General features: G+C 52.9%; 14 protein-coding genes. 3 read left to right on the top strand and 11 right to left on the bottom strand.

Annotated features, from left to right (window positions below; genetic code table 11):
• Positions 1 to 27 precede the first annotated feature (27 nt).
• The 3 genes from dxs to xseB are packed head-to-tail and all read right to left on the bottom strand — an operon-like array spanning position 28 to position 3167.
• Positions 28 to 1896 (bottom strand): 1-deoxy-D-xylulose-5-phosphate synthase, encoded by a 1869-nt coding sequence (dxs, locus tag ACF8OF_RS09990; protein WP_025151760.1) that lies wholly within the window; start codon positions 1894 to 1896, stop codon positions 28 to 30.
• A 57-nt stretch (positions 1897 to 1953) separates the two neighbouring features.
• The gene (gene ispA, locus ACF8OF_RS09985) at positions 1954 to 2877 is read right to left on the bottom strand and encodes a (2E,6E)-farnesyl diphosphate synthase (RefSeq protein WP_262859073.1); all 924 of its coding nucleotides are present in this window, start codon (positions 2875 to 2877) and stop codon (positions 1954 to 1956) included.
• 35 nt (positions 2878 to 2912) lie between these two features.
• Positions 2913 to 3167 carry an exodeoxyribonuclease VII small subunit gene (gene xseB / locus ACF8OF_RS09980; RefSeq protein ID WP_279798763.1) on the bottom strand — a complete coding sequence of 85 codons (255 nt, stop codon included), beginning with the start codon at positions 3165 to 3167 and terminating at the stop codon, positions 2913 to 2915.
• 212 nt (positions 3168 to 3379) lie between these two features.
• On the opposite strand from xseB, the gene thiI reads away from it, so the two are divergent.
• On the top strand, positions 3380 to 4828 hold the full coding sequence (gene thiI, locus ACF8OF_RS09975; protein ID WP_004240408.1) for a tRNA uracil 4-sulfurtransferase ThiI: 1449 nt from the start codon (positions 3380 to 3382) through the stop codon (positions 4826 to 4828).
• Between the two features lie 145 nt (positions 4829 to 4973).
• Entirely contained in the window at positions 4974 to 6686 is a 1713-nt protein-coding gene (locus ACF8OF_RS09970; protein ID WP_392496482.1) for a DUF4153 domain-containing protein, read from the top strand.
• A 41-nt stretch (positions 6687 to 6727) separates the two neighbouring features.
• On the opposite strand, the gene yajL is transcribed toward ACF8OF_RS09970, so the two are convergent.
• On the bottom strand, positions 6728 to 7345 hold the full coding sequence (gene yajL / locus ACF8OF_RS09965) for a protein deglycase YajL (protein WP_349466019.1): 618 nt from the start codon (positions 7343 to 7345) through the stop codon (positions 6728 to 6730).
• On the bottom strand, positions 7314 to 8216 hold the full coding sequence (gene panE, locus ACF8OF_RS09960) for a 2-dehydropantoate 2-reductase (RefSeq protein WP_279798772.1): 903 nt from the start codon (positions 8214 to 8216) through the stop codon (positions 7314 to 7316). Before panE ends, yajL begins: the two co-directional genes overlap by 32 nt.
• Before the next feature lie 158 nt (positions 8217 to 8374).
• Between panE and ACF8OF_RS09955 the strand changes: the two genes are divergently transcribed.
• The gene (locus ACF8OF_RS09955; RefSeq protein WP_025151754.1) at positions 8375 to 8866 is read left to right on the top strand and encodes a YajQ family cyclic di-GMP-binding protein; all 492 of its coding nucleotides are present in this window, start codon (positions 8375 to 8377) and stop codon (positions 8864 to 8866) included.
• Between the two features lie 42 nt (positions 8867 to 8908).
• Here the strand turns inward: ACF8OF_RS09955 and ACF8OF_RS09950 are convergent, their stop codons facing one another.
• The 6 genes from ACF8OF_RS09950 to cyoA form a co-directional block, all read right to left on the bottom strand.
• Positions 8909 to 10270 (bottom strand): MFS transporter, encoded by a 1362-nt coding sequence (locus ACF8OF_RS09950; protein ID WP_392496481.1) that lies wholly within the window; start codon positions 10268 to 10270, stop codon positions 8909 to 8911.
• Between the two features lie 108 nt (positions 10271 to 10378).
• Positions 10379 to 11263, bottom strand: a complete 885-nt coding sequence (gene cyoE, locus ACF8OF_RS09945; RefSeq protein WP_024474585.1) for a heme o synthase — start codon at positions 11261 to 11263, stop codon at positions 10379 to 10381.
• Between the two features lie 11 nt (positions 11264 to 11274).
• The gene (locus tag ACF8OF_RS09940) at positions 11275 to 11607 is read right to left on the bottom strand and encodes a cytochrome o ubiquinol oxidase subunit IV (RefSeq protein ID WP_392496479.1); all 333 of its coding nucleotides are present in this window, start codon (positions 11605 to 11607) and stop codon (positions 11275 to 11277) included.
• Positions 11607 to 12221 carry a cytochrome o ubiquinol oxidase subunit III gene (locus tag ACF8OF_RS09935; RefSeq protein ID WP_262859079.1) on the bottom strand — a complete coding sequence of 205 codons (615 nt, stop codon included), beginning with the start codon at positions 12219 to 12221 and terminating at the stop codon, positions 11607 to 11609. The genes ACF8OF_RS09940 and ACF8OF_RS09935 overlap by 1 nt, the downstream gene beginning before the upstream one ends.
• Positions 12211 to 14202, bottom strand: a complete 1992-nt coding sequence (cyoB, locus tag ACF8OF_RS09930) for a cytochrome o ubiquinol oxidase subunit I (RefSeq protein WP_262859080.1) — start codon at positions 14200 to 14202, stop codon at positions 12211 to 12213. The genes ACF8OF_RS09935 and cyoB overlap by 11 nt, the downstream gene beginning before the upstream one ends.
• A gap of 3 nt (positions 14203 to 14205) precedes the next feature.
• A complete protein-coding gene (gene cyoA / locus ACF8OF_RS09925; RefSeq protein WP_262859081.1) occupies positions 14206 to 15165 on the bottom strand; it encodes a cytochrome o ubiquinol oxidase subunit II in 960 nt (319 codons plus the stop codon).
• Positions 15166 to 15262: the final 97 nt, after the last annotated feature.

The following is a 15262-nucleotide window of genomic DNA, read 5'->3' as shown; positions in this document are numbered from 1 at the left end:
GGGTTTTTTGTGTCCGGAGAAAAGTAATCAGGCTTTTGCCAGATACGCTTCGATGGACTTCTGAATATGCTCTGCATCCAGGCCCATATCGCTGCGGATCTCTTCCTGGTCGCCCTGTGGCACATAGCTGTCCGGCAGGCCGATATTGAGCACCGGCACCGGCTTGCGCTGCGCCATCAGGAACTCATTCACACCACTGCCTGCACCGCCCATAACGGCGTTTTCCTCGACGGTCACCAGTGTGTCATGGCGCGCTGCCATCTCCAGGATCAGGGCTTCATCCAGCGGTTTGACAAAACGCATATCCACCACGGTGGCGTTCAGGTTCTCTGCCGCTTTCAGGACTTCTTCCAGCAGGGTACCGAAGACCAGAATTGCGGTTTTTTCCCCTTCACGGCGGACAACACCTTTACCGATCTCAATCTGAGTCAGTGGCTGAAGTGTGGCACCACAGCCGCCGCCGCGCGGATAACGCACCGCCACCGGGCCTTTACCGTAGTGATAGCCGGTGTGCAGCATCTGGCGGCACTCGTTTTCATCACTCGGGGTCATGATCACCATGTTCGGCAGGATACGCAGGAAGGAGAGATCAAACGCGCCCTGGTGTGTCGGACCGTCATTACCGACAATCCCGGCGCGGTCGATAGCAAACAGCACCGGCAGTTTCTGGATCGCGACATCGTGGATCACCTGGTCGTAGGCGCGCTGCAGGAAGCTGGAGTAAATCGCAACAACCGGCTTGTAACCGCCGATAGCCAGCCCGGCGGCAAAGGTGACAGAGTGCTGTTCAGCAATCGCGACATCAAAATACTGATCCGGGAAGGATTTGGAGAAGCGTACCATACCGGAACCTTCGCGCATGGCGGGGGTGATCGCCATCAGTTTCGGGTCGTGTTCTGCTTCTTCACACAGCCAGTCACCGAAGATTTTTGAGAAGGTCGGTTTGGACGATTTGCTTTTCGGCAGTGTGCCGGTTGACGGATCAAACTGCGGCACGGCGTGCCAGCTGATCGGATCTTTTTCAGCCGGTTCATAACCGCGCCCTTTTTTCGTCATAATATGCAGGAACTGAGGACCTTTCAGGTCACGCATATTTTTCAGCGTCTGGATCAGCGCAAGCACGTCGTGTCCGTCCACCGGCCCGATGTAATTGAAGCCCAGCTCTTCAAAGAAGGTGCTCGGCACCACCATGCCTTTGATGTGCTCTTCGGTTTTCTTCAGCAGATCCTTGATAGGCGGCAGGCCGGAGAACACTTTTTTGCCGCCTTCACGCAGCGTGGTGTAAAGCTTGCCGGAAAGCAGCTGCGCCAGGTGGTTATTGAGGGCACCGACGTTTTCGGAGATGGACATCTCGTTGTCGTTGAGGATCACCAGCATGTCGGATTTGATATCCCCGCCGTGGTTCATTGCCTCAAAGGCCATACCGGCAGTAATCGCACCATCACCGATCACACAGACGGTTTTGCGGTTGCGTCCCTCACGGGCAGCGGCAACCGCCATCCCGACACCGGCACTGATGGAGGTGGAGGAATGGCCGACACTCAGTACATCATATTCACTCTCTTCGCGCCACGGGAAGGCGTGCAGCCCGTTTTTATGGCGGATAGTGTCAATACGGTCGCGGCGTCCGGTCAGGATCTTGTGCGGATAGGCCTGATGGCCGACATCCCAGATCAGGTTATCAAACGGCGTCTGATAGACATAATGGAGTGCCACGGTCAGTTCAATCGTGCCGAGACCGGAGGCAAAATGCCCGCTGGAACGGCTGACGCTGTTTAACAGATATTGCCGCAGTTCATCGCAGAGTTTCGGTAAACTCTCTTTCGGTAACAGACGCAAATCATCGGGCGTCTCAACGAGTGCCAAAGTCGGATATTTAGCGATATCAATACTCATGTAATGCTCACTAATTCTTATTAAAGTTTCTGAAAATACCGGAACGTGCCGGACGGATTAGCTGTTACGTTCAATCACAAAATTAGCAAGTTCACGCAGGGTTGCTGTGTTGTAATGATGTTCTTCAAGCTGTGAAAGCGCAGCCAGTGACTCCTGATAAAGCGCCTGTGCTTTATCCTGAGCTGCCTGCAGCCCGAGCAGCGCCGGATAGGTGCTCTTCCCGTGCGCGGCGTCGCTGCCCTGGCTTTTTCCGATCACATCCGTATGACCGATAACATCCAGAATGTCATCCTGAACCTGAAACGCCAGGCCGATAGCCTGTGCGTAAGTGTCGAGAGCCGGTAATGCGGCATAACCTGCCTCACCGGCACTCATTGCGCCCATGCGGACGGAAGCACGGATTAAAGCACCGGTCTTATGGTTGTGTATTTGTTCCAGCGCATGAATACCGATGTTTTTTCCTTCTGCTGCCAGATCAAGCGCCTGGCCACCGCACATTCCGCCAAGACCGGCGGCATCGGCCAGTTCGGCGATCATCGCCAGACGGTCTTCCGGGCGGACATCCGGCATCGGCCGCGCCGCGAGGATTGCGAATGCCTGGGTTTGCAGGGCGTCACCTGCCAGAATGGCATTCGCTTCACCAAAGGCGACGTGGCAGGTCGGTTTGCCGCGGCGCAGTGTGTCGTCATCCATGGCCGGTAAATCGTCATGGATCAGGGAATAGGCGTGAATACACTCAATCGCTGCCGCCGGGGCATCCAGGTTTTCAGCCGTCACACCAAACATCTCACCGGTGGCGTACACCAGGAACGGGCGCAGACGTTTTCCGCCGAGCAGGGCACCGTAATGCATGGCTTTACCCATGTCGGTGGCGGCAAACGGCAGTGTGGTCAGGATCTCATCAAGAACGTGATCAACACGCTCTCTGGCCTGTGTCAGTTGGTTGCGGAATGTTTCGGGAGTTTGTTCTGGCATGGTCATTCTCGTTCACACAGGGAACCGCCGGATCCGGGCGGTCAGTCATTTTCAGGTGTAAAATCGCTCAGCGGGGCGTTTTCATCATCATTAAGCAGGATCTGAACCCGCTGTTCGGCTGCCATCAGGGTTTTCTGGCTGGTGCGCGTCAGTGCGATACCGCGTTCAAACTCGGCCAGGGCTTCTTCCAGTGGCAGGTTACCCGCTTCCAGGCGGGTGACGATCCCTTCAAGGGCATCGAGTGATGCTTCAAAGCTCAGTGCATCGGTTTTCATTGCGGATGTTTTTTTGGTCATGGTCTGTTTTTCACTGATGTTGCATTTATGTCGCAAATAATTCCTAGTTTACACTTTTCAGTGAAAATTGTGCCTTTCATTTACGATTTTTACGGGGCAGATCGAGATATGGTGATATACTGCCGCCTTTCAATTTCATCAACGGGGATTGCCGCTGCCTGACGCCGGCTGCTCCGTCCTTTGCAAATCAAGCCGATAGCCAGTAAACCGTTATGAAGTTTATCATTAAATTATTTCCTGAAATTACCATCAAAAGCCAGAGTGTCCGCCTGCGCTTTATTAAAATTCTGACCAGTAATATCCGCAATGTGCTTAAGGATCTGGCCGAAGACGTGGCGGTTGTCCGTCACTGGGACTATCTTGAAGTCCGCGTGAAGAAAGAAGAGCTTGGTGAGGGGGTGGCTGACCGCCTGACCCGCATTCCCGGTATCCACCATATTTTACAGGTGGAAGAGCGTGCATTTACCGATCTGCATAATATCTATGAGCAGACGTTTGAGATGTATGCCGCATCACTGGAAAATAAAACCTTCTGTGTCCGCGCCAAGCGCCGTGGTAAGCACCCGTTCAGCTCCATCGAGCTGGAGCGCTATGTCGGCGGCGGCCTGAACCAGCATATTCCGTCCGCGAAGGTGAAACTGACGCATCCGGATGTGACGGTGAATCTGGAAGTGGAAGATGACAAACTGATCCTCGTGGTACGCCGTCTGGAAGGGATCGGCGGTTTCCCGATCGGGACTCAGGAAGATGTGTTATCTCTGATCTCCGGCGGGTTCGATTCCGGTGTCTCCAGTTATATGCTGATGCGCCGTGGTTGCCGCGTTCATTACTGCTTCTTTAATTTAGGCGGTGCGGCACATGAAATCGGTGTGAAACAGGTGGCGCATTACCTGTGGAACCGCTTCGGCAGCTCGCACAAAGTCCGTTTTGTGGCGGTGAACTTTGAGCCGGTGGTGGCGGAAATCCTGGAAAAAGTGGATGACGGCCAGATGGGCGTGGTGCTCAAGCGGATGATGGTCCGTGCGGCATCCCGTGTCGCGGAACGCTATGGCGTGCAGGCGATTGTGACCGGCGAAGCGCTGGGACAGGTTTCCAGCCAGACTCTGACTAACCTGCGCATGATCGACAACGCGACTGACACCCTGGTGCTGCGTCCGCTGATCTCTCACGACAAAGAAACCATTATCAATCTCGCCCGTCAGATCGGTACTGAAGATTTTGCCCGTACCATGCCGGAATTCTGCGGCGTGATCTCGAAAAACCCGACCGTGAAAGCGGTGAAAGAGAAAATCGAAGCCGAAGAAGAGAAATTCGATTTCGCGATTCTGGATGATGTGGTGCTCAACGCGCAGAACATGGATATCCGTGTGATCGCACAGCAGAGTGAGCAGCAGGTCACTGAAGTGGAGATGGTGTCTGAACTGTCTGCCACCGATGTGGTGCTGGATATCCGTTCGCCGGATGAACAGGAAGCGCATCCGCTGAAAATTGAGGGAACGGAAGTGCGCACACTGCCGTTCTACAAACTCAGCACTCAGTTCGGTGATTTACCGGCGGAGACCACTTATCTGCTCTATTGCGATCGCGGAGTGATGAGCCGTCTGCAGGCGCTTTATCTGGCAGAGCAGGGCTATACCAATGTGAAGGTGTACCGTCCCTGAGTCACCGCTGTCATTTATTTCTGAACCCCGTCTCTGAGGAGCCGGGGTTTTTTATTGTCTTTTTTCAGAGTGTAAGGGATACCGTTGTGCCTGTTCAGACTCTATGCTGTCCGGCAGCAACATCCATTACTGACGGGGTTTCAGCATGAAAAACAGTGCGGTTCAGGCACCGGCAAGCCGTTTTATCTATTTTATTGTTATTGTGGTGGCGCTCCTTCAGGGGCTGACACTGAATGCAACATCCGATTACCTTATCCGCAGTTCGTGGCAGGTGCCGGGGTCACTGGTCTGGCTGCCGATGCTGCTGGCGCTGTTTGTGCCGACGGTATTCAGTTATCTGATCAACCGGTTTTCCTCTGCGGCTCTCTGGGCAGGGCTGGTTCTGACGGCGGCTCTCTGTGTCTGGATGAATTACTGGTATCTGAGTGAGGCAACGGCGGGTCACACCCGGGAACTTTCTTCGCTGATCCCGCTGCTGGTATTGCTGTTCTGGCTGATCCTGCCGTGGTTGCAGCAGCGGCAGTCCTCAGGTTCACGGAACCCGGATTATGCGCTGCTGACGGAACAGTATGTCAGAAACACCGTGCTGGGTGCGCTGGCAGGGCTTATCGGCCTGCTGGTGATGGGAGTGCTGTTTCTGGCGATCTACCTGTTCCGGATTGTGAATCTGACGTTTCTCAGTGACTGGCTGGATGACTCACTGTATTACTGGATGAGTTTTTGTCTCGGCTTTAATATCAGTCTGGTGTTTATTCAGTCCGCCTTTTCTTTCAGTACCGGAAAAATCGCCGGGTATGTGGCGCGGGTGCTGTTGCCGCTGCTGACCGTTATTGGTGTGATTGCGGCAGGCGGATTATTGTTATCCGTGGTTACCGGTGTTCGTGTCAGCGGGCTGGGTTCATTCACCATGATTTGGTTTGTCGCTTTGAACATCATTCTGCTGAATCTGGTTTACGGTAATGCGTGTGTCCCGCGCTTCCGCTCCTGGCTCAACGGACTGGTGCTGGCTGGTGTGCTACTGCTGAATATTTTCTCACTGTCATCGGTTTACGGCATTCTGGTGCGGGTTAATCAATACAGCTGGAGTATGGATCGCTTATACGGATTCAGTATTGCGCTGTTTCTGGCTGTGGTTGTACTGGCGTACAGTGCGGCCCTGTTATGGAAACGCAGCGGGTGGGCGGTACTGCTCGGGCCGGTCAACAAAGCCGGATTACTGACGCTGATGGCGGTTATTCTGGTGATCAGCAGCCCGCTGGCCGATTTTAAACAGATCACGGCAAACAGTATTCTGGCAGGTATTGAAAAGGGCAAAATCAACGTGACGTCAGATATCCGCTATACCCTGGAACGTCTCGGGCAGCGGGGAGACGCGGTACTTGCGGTGCTGAATGACAATCCGGAATACCGCAAAGCACTGACATACTCCTCTTATGATCAGGATAACCGCCGGACACTGCGGGAGGTCATGCTCACCGTACCGGGCAGCCCGGAATTACCGGAATCCTGGTGGGAGGGAAAACCGGATGTGACACGCAGCTGGTTCTGTACGGAATCCTCCGCGAACGGGGAGTGTCTCGGCTTTATGGCGGATGCGGACGGCGACGGACAGGATGATGCGCTGGTCTGTGTCAGCGGTTATTCTGATTTATCGTTCTATTGTCAGATCTGGCAGCAAACCATTGAAGTCACAGACGGTCAGCCGGATAAACCGGTCTGGCAGGAGCGTGATTATCAGGATATTCAGTATGCCTCTGAAGAAGATAAGCTGGCGGCCTGGGCAGCGCTGAAAGCGGGACACTACTCGCTGAAACCCAAAGTCTGGATGATGGTGACGCCGGAACCACAAGTACAGTAAATATGAAAACGCCCGGCATCACCGAGAGCCGGGCGTTTTTATCAGTGATCTGCCAGGGTGCGGTAAGGGGTGTCCTGATAATCCCATATCCCCGGCGGCAGCACTAATTCCGCCGCCACTTTTGCGGCGGTTTCCTGTCCGCACAGGCGCTCTGTCAGACGCAGGGCAAAATCGATGGCAGTGGCCGGGCCCTGGCTGGTCAGCAGATTAACACGCTCATCAAAATAGACCCGCTGATTGACCCACTGTTTTGCCGGTATTTTATCTTCCAGCGCAGGATAGCCGGTCATATTGCCGAGCGGAAACAGATTATGGGCTACCAGAATGACAGACGGTGCCGCGCAGATAGCGGCAACAATGTGCCCGTCACAATGCATACGGCGGATTTTTTCAATCACCAGCGGGCTGTCACGTAGATTCTCCGCGCCTTTCAGGCCGCCCGGCAGCACAATGGCATCAAACGGGGTGTCCGCCACCCGCACCAGCGGGACATCGGCCATAATACGGATCCCGCGTGAACCGGTGACCAGGCAACTGCCGTCATCATTGGCACTGGCGAGTGTGACCGTCACACCGGCGCGAACCAGCAGATCCGCAGTGGTGACGGTTTCGGTTTCTTCGCAGCCGTCAGCGAGACAAATGAGAACTGAAGGGGGCATTTTGTTCCTCTTTTTGTTTGACGAGGCTGTAAACGTGAATATGTTCCGGCAGCAGGATCCCGTGATAGCGGGCGCGTTGCAGCAGATAGCCGGTGATGTAGTCAATTTCGGTATAACGACCGTAAAGAATATCCCGGCGCATGGAGGAGCTGTGATCAGCGGTTTTTTCAATCACATGAAGAATGTATTCATAGATATCATCACCGTCAGTGTGGATCCCCTCACGCAGCATCACTTCCGCCACTTCATCACACAGCACGCGGATTTGCGGCAGGTGCGCCATCAGTTCGCCGTTTTTACAGTCATAAATAACGGTCAGCGGGGAAATGACACAGTTCACGGCGAGTTTTTGCCAGCTGGCGGCATCAATTTCATCATGCCAGGCGACGTCCGGCAGGGCATCATGCAGAATATCCGCCAGATGACCGTAATGACGGGCACGTTCATTCACCGGGCCGATGTGGGTCAGTCCCCGGCGGCTGTGATGCAGCAGACCATTTTCTTCAAATGCGCTGTGAGAGGTGATGCCGGTCAGCAGCGGGTTCGGGCAGCGGGATAATTCACGTGCCACACCCATACCATTGTGCAGCAGTAACACCGGGCAGGATTCCGGTATCTGCGGCAGCAGCTGATTAACCGCTTCGGAGGTTTGCCAGGCTTTCAGGCAAACCAGTAATAATTCGGTTTGTGCGAGGAATTCCGGATCGTTTGTGGTAAATTGCCCGTAAAACGGCTCTCCGTTCAGAGAGTCAATATTCACATTCAGGTAGGGCTGGGGAACACGCATCCATCCCTGCACCTCATGATTGCCTGACAGTGCAGCGAGCCAGAGTTTCCCGATTGCGCCGCAACCCAGTACTGTTATTTTCATAAGGACTCCGGACAGCGAAAAAGATGTGAGCAATATCACTGAATAGTACCACTTTTTGGCCGTTTGCACCTTAGTAAATATAGCGGGAAATATAGTGCTTTTGTTGGTCTGATAAACCCGGTATTATGCCGGTCAGTTGAATATAGGGAGGTTTTCCGATGCCATCATTTGATATTGTTTCTGAAGTTGAATTACATGAAGTGCGCAATGCCGTGGAAAACGCACAGCGTGAAGTGACCAGCCGCTGGGATTTTCGCAACATTACCGCGACGATTGAGCTCAATGAGAAAAATAACAGTGTTAAAATGACCAGTGAATCTGATTTCCAGGTTAATCAGCTGGTTGATATTATGCGGGAAAAACTGGCGAAACGCGGAATCGACGGCGCGTCTCTGACCGTACCGGATGAGATTGTTCACAGCGGTAAGCTGTACAGTGTTGAGGCAACCCTGTTACAGGGGATCGACACAGCACTGGCGAAAAAAATCGTCAAGCTGATCAAAGACAGCAAACTGAAAGTACAGGCACAAATCCAGGGAGAAGAAGTCCGTGTGACCGGCAAATCCCGTGATGATTTACAGTCCGTTATGGCACTGGTGCGTGAAGGGAAACTGGGCCAGCCTTTCCAGTTCAAAAACTTCCGCGACTGAGTGTTATCCGGCAACCTGCATCAGCATGGTTGCCGGTTCCTGTCAGCCCTGTAAAACCGCTTCAAGTTGTCTGCGGTTTGACAGTTTGGTGTCCGTTTTTACATATACCGCCCGTTCCTGCGCAATAATCACCACATCACACACACCCGGTTGTTCGCGTAACTTCGCGGCAATATCCGGATTATTTACAGCATTTTCCGGTAATTCCAGCCGCAGACTGCTGACATACGGCGGCTGACGCAGTGTCAGGCTGACAGCCAGCCAGAGAAGTGTCAGTATCAGGCCACCGCCGAAAACCGCCACCGCACCATGGATGCCGTAGAGCAGGCCGCCGAGGCTGCCGCCCAGTGCCACGCCGATAAACTGGCTGGTGGAGTAGATCCCCATCGCTGTGCCTTTATAGCCTGCGGGCGCTTCTTTGCTGATCAGTGACGGCAGAATCGCTTCCATCACATTGAAGGCGATAAAGAAAATCTGTAATCCACCGTAAAGCAGCCACAGGTTTTTGCCTGCCAGCAGAAACACGATTTCCGCCAGTGCCATCATGACCACGCAACTGACAAAAACCTGCTTCATTTTGCGGTACTTTTCCGCATAAATAATAAACGGCAGCACAGACACAAAGGCAATCAGCATGGTGTACAGATACGCTTTCCAGTGAGATTCCCGTGCCAGCCCGGCATCACTCATTACCAGAGGAAGGGCGACAAAGGTCGCCATCAGCAGAGTGTGCAGGGCGAGGATCCCGAAATTCAGCCGTGCGAGCTGTTTATCCATCAGCACCTGTTTAATCGCACCTTTTACCACGGCGGTTTCACGGTTCTGGCGATGCTCCTTGTTGTCCGGCACCACATACAGGGTGACGAGGATCCCGAGGAAAGCGAGTAGGGCAATGCCCCAGAACAGGCCGGACAGACCGACGATATCCGCCAGTACCGGGCCGAGTACTAGGGCAACGGCAAAGGTGATCCCGATACTGATACCGATAAAGGCCATTGCTTTGGTGCGGTTTTGTTCGCGGGTGGTATCGGACAGTAATGCCATGACAGCAGCGGATATCGCGCCTGCACCCTGAAGCGCCCGTCCGGCAATCACGCCGTAGATAGAGTGGCTGAGTGCGGCAACAATACTGCCCGCCATAAAGATAATCAGCCCGCCGACAATCAGTGGTTTGCGGCCGATTTTGTCAGAAAGCAGGCCGAAGGGGATCTGGAAGATGGCCTGGGTCAGGCCGTAGACACCAATGGCAAAGCCGATCAGGGTGCTGGTGGCATCTTTAAAATCGAGCCCGAACGTGGTGATAACAGGCAATACCATGAACATGCCGAGCATGCGCAGAGAAAATACCGAGCCTAACCCCCAGGTCGCGCGACGCTCAACCGGAGTCATTTTATTATCGTTCATGGGATAACCTCAAAAAAACAGACACCACATTCTAATGAGATTTGTGGTTTTTGCTAAACACAAAATGGCAGGGGAACCCTGCCATTTTGTTATTACAGAAAGTGTGTGTTAACGACTGTAGGCCAGCAGAACATCACCGGAGACACTTGGGTCAACAGACATCATCACACTGAGTGACGTGATAGCGACAATGGAGAACACGAACAGCTTACGCGCCCAGACACGATCATTTGTTGTCTTATAGCCCGATAACGCCATGCCCAGCCACCAGACACTGACTGCCGCAGCGACAATCAGGTACTTATATCCCGCATACCCGCTGATGGCGAGCATCAGTGTGGCAAACATAAAGGCGATGATGTACAGGATAATGTGGTTTTTCGCCACAGAAATACCCTTAATCACCGGCAGTACAGGGATATTAGCCGCCTGGTAATCTTTGAAACGGAAAATGGCAATCGCGTAGGAGTGCGGCATCTGCCATAAACTGAAGATTAACAGCAGGATCAGTGCGCCGGTATCAAACTGACCGGTTACCGCGCAGTAGCCGATAACCGGCGGTGCGGCACCGGACAGACTGCCGACCAGTGTGCCGTAGACTGATTTGCGTTTCATGTACAGGCTGTAAACCCCGACATAAACCACAAAGCCGACAACAGCAATCAGCATTGCCACTGCATTGGCGGCCACTAACAGCAGCACCATGCCGGCAATACCCAGCACAGAGGCATAAACCAGACTGATTTTCGGGTCAATAAGCCCTCTTACCAGAGGGCGGTTTTTCGTGCGTTCCATGACGGAGTCGATGTCGCGGTCGATGTAATTGTTAAAAACACAACCGGAGGCCACGACCAGCGAGACACCGAGCAATGTCGCAATGAACAGGGGGTAATCAATGTCACCTTTGGAGGCGAGCAGGAATCCCCCGACCACAGAAATTAAATTTCCGAAAATAATTCCCGGTTTGGTCACTTGCAGGTATTGCTTCATCATATCGGCAACTCTTAATCAACCATCATATTGATGTTCAGGTTGTACATAATCCACAGTGAACCCACAACCACGATACCGATAATGAGGAGCGTGAACAGGAACGCAATCAGGTTCCAGCGCTCTTCAGACGCGGTATTCATGTGCAGGAAGCACACCAGGTGAACAAGAATCTGAACAACAGCGGTAATCACAACAGTTGCCAGCAGTACAGATGTTGAGGCGGTTCCCTCAATCACCATATAAAACGGGATGACTGTCAGAATGACCGATAATATAAAACCGATCAGATAGGTTTTCATACTACCGTGGCTTGCCCCGGTACCGGCTGTATTTGAATGACTCATTACAGTGCCCCCAACAGATAAACAACGGTGAACACACAAATCCAGACCACGTCCAGGAAGTGCCAGAACAGGCTTAAGCAGTTCAGGCGGGTTTTATTCACTTCGGTCAGGCCGCGGCGGCTGGTCTGGATGATCATGATGATGATCCAGATAAGACCGGCGGTGACGTGCAGACCGTGTGTTGCCACCAGGGTGAAGAAACCGGACAGGAAGCCACTGCGGTCAGGGCCGTAACCTTCGCTGATTAATTCATGGAATTCATAGATTTCCATTGCCACGAAGCCGAGGCCGAACAGGAAGGTGACAAATAACCACAGATTAACCTGACCCACCTGATTGCGGTTCATTGCCAGCATGGCAAAGCCGTAGGTGATACTGCTGAATAACAGCAGGAAGGTTTCCACCAGTACAAACTGTAAGTTAAAGATCTCTTTGCCCGACGGGCCGCCGGCGGTGCCGTCTTTCAGCACCACATAAATGGCGAACAGACTCGCAAACAGAATCAGGTCACTCATCAGGTAGACCCAGAATCCGAAGACCTTGGTCGCACCTGCATCGTGATGCCCATGATCATCATGGGCGTTATTATGTTGAGTCAGGGTATTAGTTGACATTATCCACACCTGCCTTGCTCAGTTGCTCGTAGTGGGCGTTTTCGATTTTCTCGACGTCGGCCACAGGAACATAGTAATCCACATCTTCGTCGAAGCTTTTTACAATCCAGGTGACGATCATGCCGGCGAAACCGACAATCGCGAGCCACCAGATATGCCAGATCATGGCGAAACCAAAGATCAGGCTGAAACCGGCGATAATCACACCTGCAGCCGTGTTTTTCGGCATATGAATTTCTTCATATTTTGCAGGGCGTTTATGCGCAGTACCTTTTTCTTTCATATCCCACCACTCATCACGGGACTGAACATCCGGTACTTCAGCAAAGTTGTAGAACGGCGGTGGTGAAGAGGTTGCCCACTCCAGTGTGCGTCCGCCCCACGGATCCCCGGTAAGGTCGCGGTTCTGGTCGCGGTCACGGATACTGACGTAGAACTGAATAACCTGGCACAGAATACCGACACCGATAATCGCCACGCCGACCGCTGCGATTAACAACATGGTGTGGAAGGTCGGGTCAATGTTCTGGCTGATACGGCGGGTCATTCCCATGAAGCCCAGCACGTAAACCGGCATAAAGGCAACAAAGAAACCGATGAACCAGCACCAGAATGCACGGACACCCCATTTTTCGTTCAGGGTGAAACCGAACGCTTTCGGGAACCAGTAAGCGGTACCGGCGAAGCAACCGAAGACCACACCGCCGATGATGACGTTATGGAAGTGTGCAATCAGGAACAGGCTGTTATGCAGGACAAAGTTTGCCCCCGGCACGGCCAGCAGAACCCCGGTCATACCACCGACGGAGAAGGTGATAATAAAGCCTACCGTCCAGAGCATCGGGGTTTTGAACTCGATACGCCCCTGATACATGGTAAACAGCCAGTTGAATATCTTCACCCCGGTCGGAATGGAGATGATCATCGTGGCGATACCGAAGAAGGCGTTGACGTTCGCACCGGAGCCCATGGTAAAGAAGTGGTGCAGCCAGACGATAAAGGACAGTACGGTAATCGCGATAGTTGCCCATACCAGTGAGGTATAGCCGAACAGGCGTTTTTTCGAGAATGTCGCAGTGACTTCAGAGAAGACCCCGAAGACCGGCAGAACCAGGATATACACTTCCGGGTGGCCCCATGCCCACACCAGGTTGATGTACATCATCATGTTGCCGCCCATATCATTGGTGAAGAAATGGGTGCCCAGGTAGCGGTCTAATGTCAGGCCGGTTAAGGTGACAGTCAGAATCGGGAACGCGGCGATAATCAGGATGTTGGTACAGAATGCCGCCCAGGTGAAGACCGGCATTTTCATCATCGACATGCCCGGTGCGCGCATACGCAGAATGGTGGCGAAGAAGTTTACCCCGGTCAGTAAGGTACCGATACCGGATATCTGAAGACTCCACAGCCAGTAATCGACCCCGACGCCCGGATTATACTCCAGTCCCGACAGCGGCGGATAGGCCAGCCAGCCGGTCTGGGCAAATTCCCCGATACCGAGAGAGATATTCACCAGCATTACGCCGACCACAAAGAACCAGAAGCTCAGGGAGTTCAGGAACGGGAAGGCAACGTCACGGGCACCGATCTGTAACGGTACAACCAGGTTCATCAGACCGACAACAAACGGTGTCGCGACGAAGAAGATCATGATAACGCCGTGGGCGGTAAAGATCTGGTCGTAGTGCTCAGGCGGCAGGAATCCGGCTTCACCGGCAGACGAAAGGGCCTGCTGGGCGCGCATCATAATGGCGTCAGCAAAACCACGGATAAGCATCACCATCGAAACGATGATGTACATAATACCGATTTTTTTATGGTCAACGGTAGTCAGCCATTCGGTCCATAACCACGTCCATTTGCGGAAGTAGGTAATAAGACCGACAAGTGCAGCACCACCCAGAATGATACCCAGTACCGTAATAACAACGATAGGCTCATGCAGGGGGATGGCATCCAGTGTTAATTTTCCGAACATGCTTTACCCCTCATTCCCGGCATGAGCTGCCGGCATATGACTGCCGTGTTCATCTGCGCTCATGTTCATCATTGAATGGCTTTCGCCTTCGTGTGTCTTCCCTGCACCGTGACCGCTGTGACCGAATTTGTTAATGGTCTCAACATACAGGTTTGGTTTGACTGCGGAGAAATAGACAACCGGGTTGTTGACGCTCGGTTTTGCCAGTGCGTCAAACGCTTCGGTGGTGGTCAGGGTATCCGGTGAGGCTTTCACCTTCGCAACCCATTCATCGAAAGCTTCGCGTGTCGGGGTGGCGGTGGCGGTAAATTTCATGTCAGAGAAACCATGGCCGCTGTAACTGGCAGAAATGCCTTTGTACACGCCCGGTTCTTCCGCAATCAGATGCAGTTTGGTCTGCATACCGGCCATTGCATAAATCTGGCCGCCTAACTGCGGGATGAAAAACGAGTTCATCACAGAATCAGAGGTGATTTTGAAATTGACAGGAACACCGACAGGGAATGCGATTTCATTCACTGTGGCAATGCCCTGATCCGGATAGATAAATAACCATTTCCAGTCCATTGAGATAACCTGGATGGTGACAGGCTCCTGGTCACTGACCAGCGGCTTGTACGGATCCAGCTCATGGGTGGTTTTCCATGTGATGGTACCCAGGATCAGAATGATAATAATCGGAACTGTCCAGACGACCAGCTCGATTTTATTGGAATGCGCCCAGTCAGGACGGTAAGTTGCTTTTCTGGTTTCCCGGTAACGCAGGGCAAATACGATTGCCATGATAATGACCGGAATAACCACAATGAGCATCAGACCAATGGCGGTTAAAATCAGTGTTTTTTGCTCAGCACCGATAGTGCCTTTCGGGTTCATCAGCGCCATATCACATCCGCCCAGCAAAAGCGCAGATGCGAGCAGCGAGATTATCCCAATACTCTTTTTGTAGTTCATAAGTCTCATCCAACGACCCCAAAAACAAAGGTACTCAAGTACTCTTGTCGTTTCATCAGTCCGCACATATTACGGCAAGGTAAGATCAGTGTAAATATATGTAATA

This window comes from Morganella sp. TYF_1 (assembly GCF_043105645.1).
Taxonomy (GTDB): domain Bacteria; phylum Pseudomonadota; class Gammaproteobacteria; order Enterobacterales; family Enterobacteriaceae; genus Morganella; species Morganella morganii_B.
Note: the sequence above shows the minus strand (reverse complement) of the source record. Positions and strands in the feature narration are given on the sequence as shown.

Coding starts and splice junctions, on each gene's coding strand:
- xseB (WP_279798763.1), bottom strand. CDS start 3,167: ATGACCAAAAAAACATCCGCAATGAAAACCGATGCACTGAGCTTTGAA.
- ACF8OF_RS09950 (WP_392496481.1), bottom strand. CDS start 10,270: ATGAACGATAATAAAATGACTCCGGTTGAGCGTCGCGCGACCTGGGGG.
- cyoB (WP_262859080.1), bottom strand. CDS start 14,202: ATGTTCGGAAAATTAACACTGGATGCCATCCCCCTGCATGAGCCTATC.
- ACF8OF_RS09970 (WP_392496482.1), top strand. CDS start 4,974: ATGAAAAACAGTGCGGTTCAGGCACCGGCAAGCCGTTTTATCTATTTT.
- cyoE (WP_024474585.1), bottom strand. CDS start 11,263: ATGATGAAGCAATACCTGCAAGTGACCAAACCGGGAATTATTTTCGGA.
- cyoA (WP_262859081.1), bottom strand. CDS start 15,165: ATGAGACTTATGAACTACAAAAAGAGTATTGGGATAATCTCGCTGCTC.
- ACF8OF_RS09940 (WP_392496479.1), bottom strand. CDS start 11,607: ATGAGTCATTCAAATACAGCCGGTACCGGGGCAAGCCACGGTAGTATG.
- dxs (WP_025151760.1), bottom strand. CDS start 1,896: ATGAGTATTGATATCGCTAAATATCCGACTTTGGCACTCGTTGAGACG.
- ispA (WP_262859073.1), bottom strand. CDS start 2,877: ATGACCATGCCAGAACAAACTCCCGAAACATTCCGCAACCAACTGACA.
- yajL (WP_349466019.1), bottom strand. CDS start 7,345: ATGCCCCCTTCAGTTCTCATTTGTCTCGCTGACGGCTGCGAAGAAACC.
- thiI (WP_004240408.1), top strand. CDS start 3,380: ATGAAGTTTATCATTAAATTATTTCCTGAAATTACCATCAAAAGCCAG.
- ACF8OF_RS09935 (WP_262859079.1), bottom strand. CDS start 12,221: ATGTCAACTAATACCCTGACTCAACATAATAACGCCCATGATGATCAT.
- ACF8OF_RS09955 (WP_025151754.1), top strand. CDS start 8,375: ATGCCATCATTTGATATTGTTTCTGAAGTTGAATTACATGAAGTGCGC.
- panE (WP_279798772.1), bottom strand. CDS start 8,216: ATGAAAATAACAGTACTGGGTTGCGGCGCAATCGGGAAACTCTGGCTC.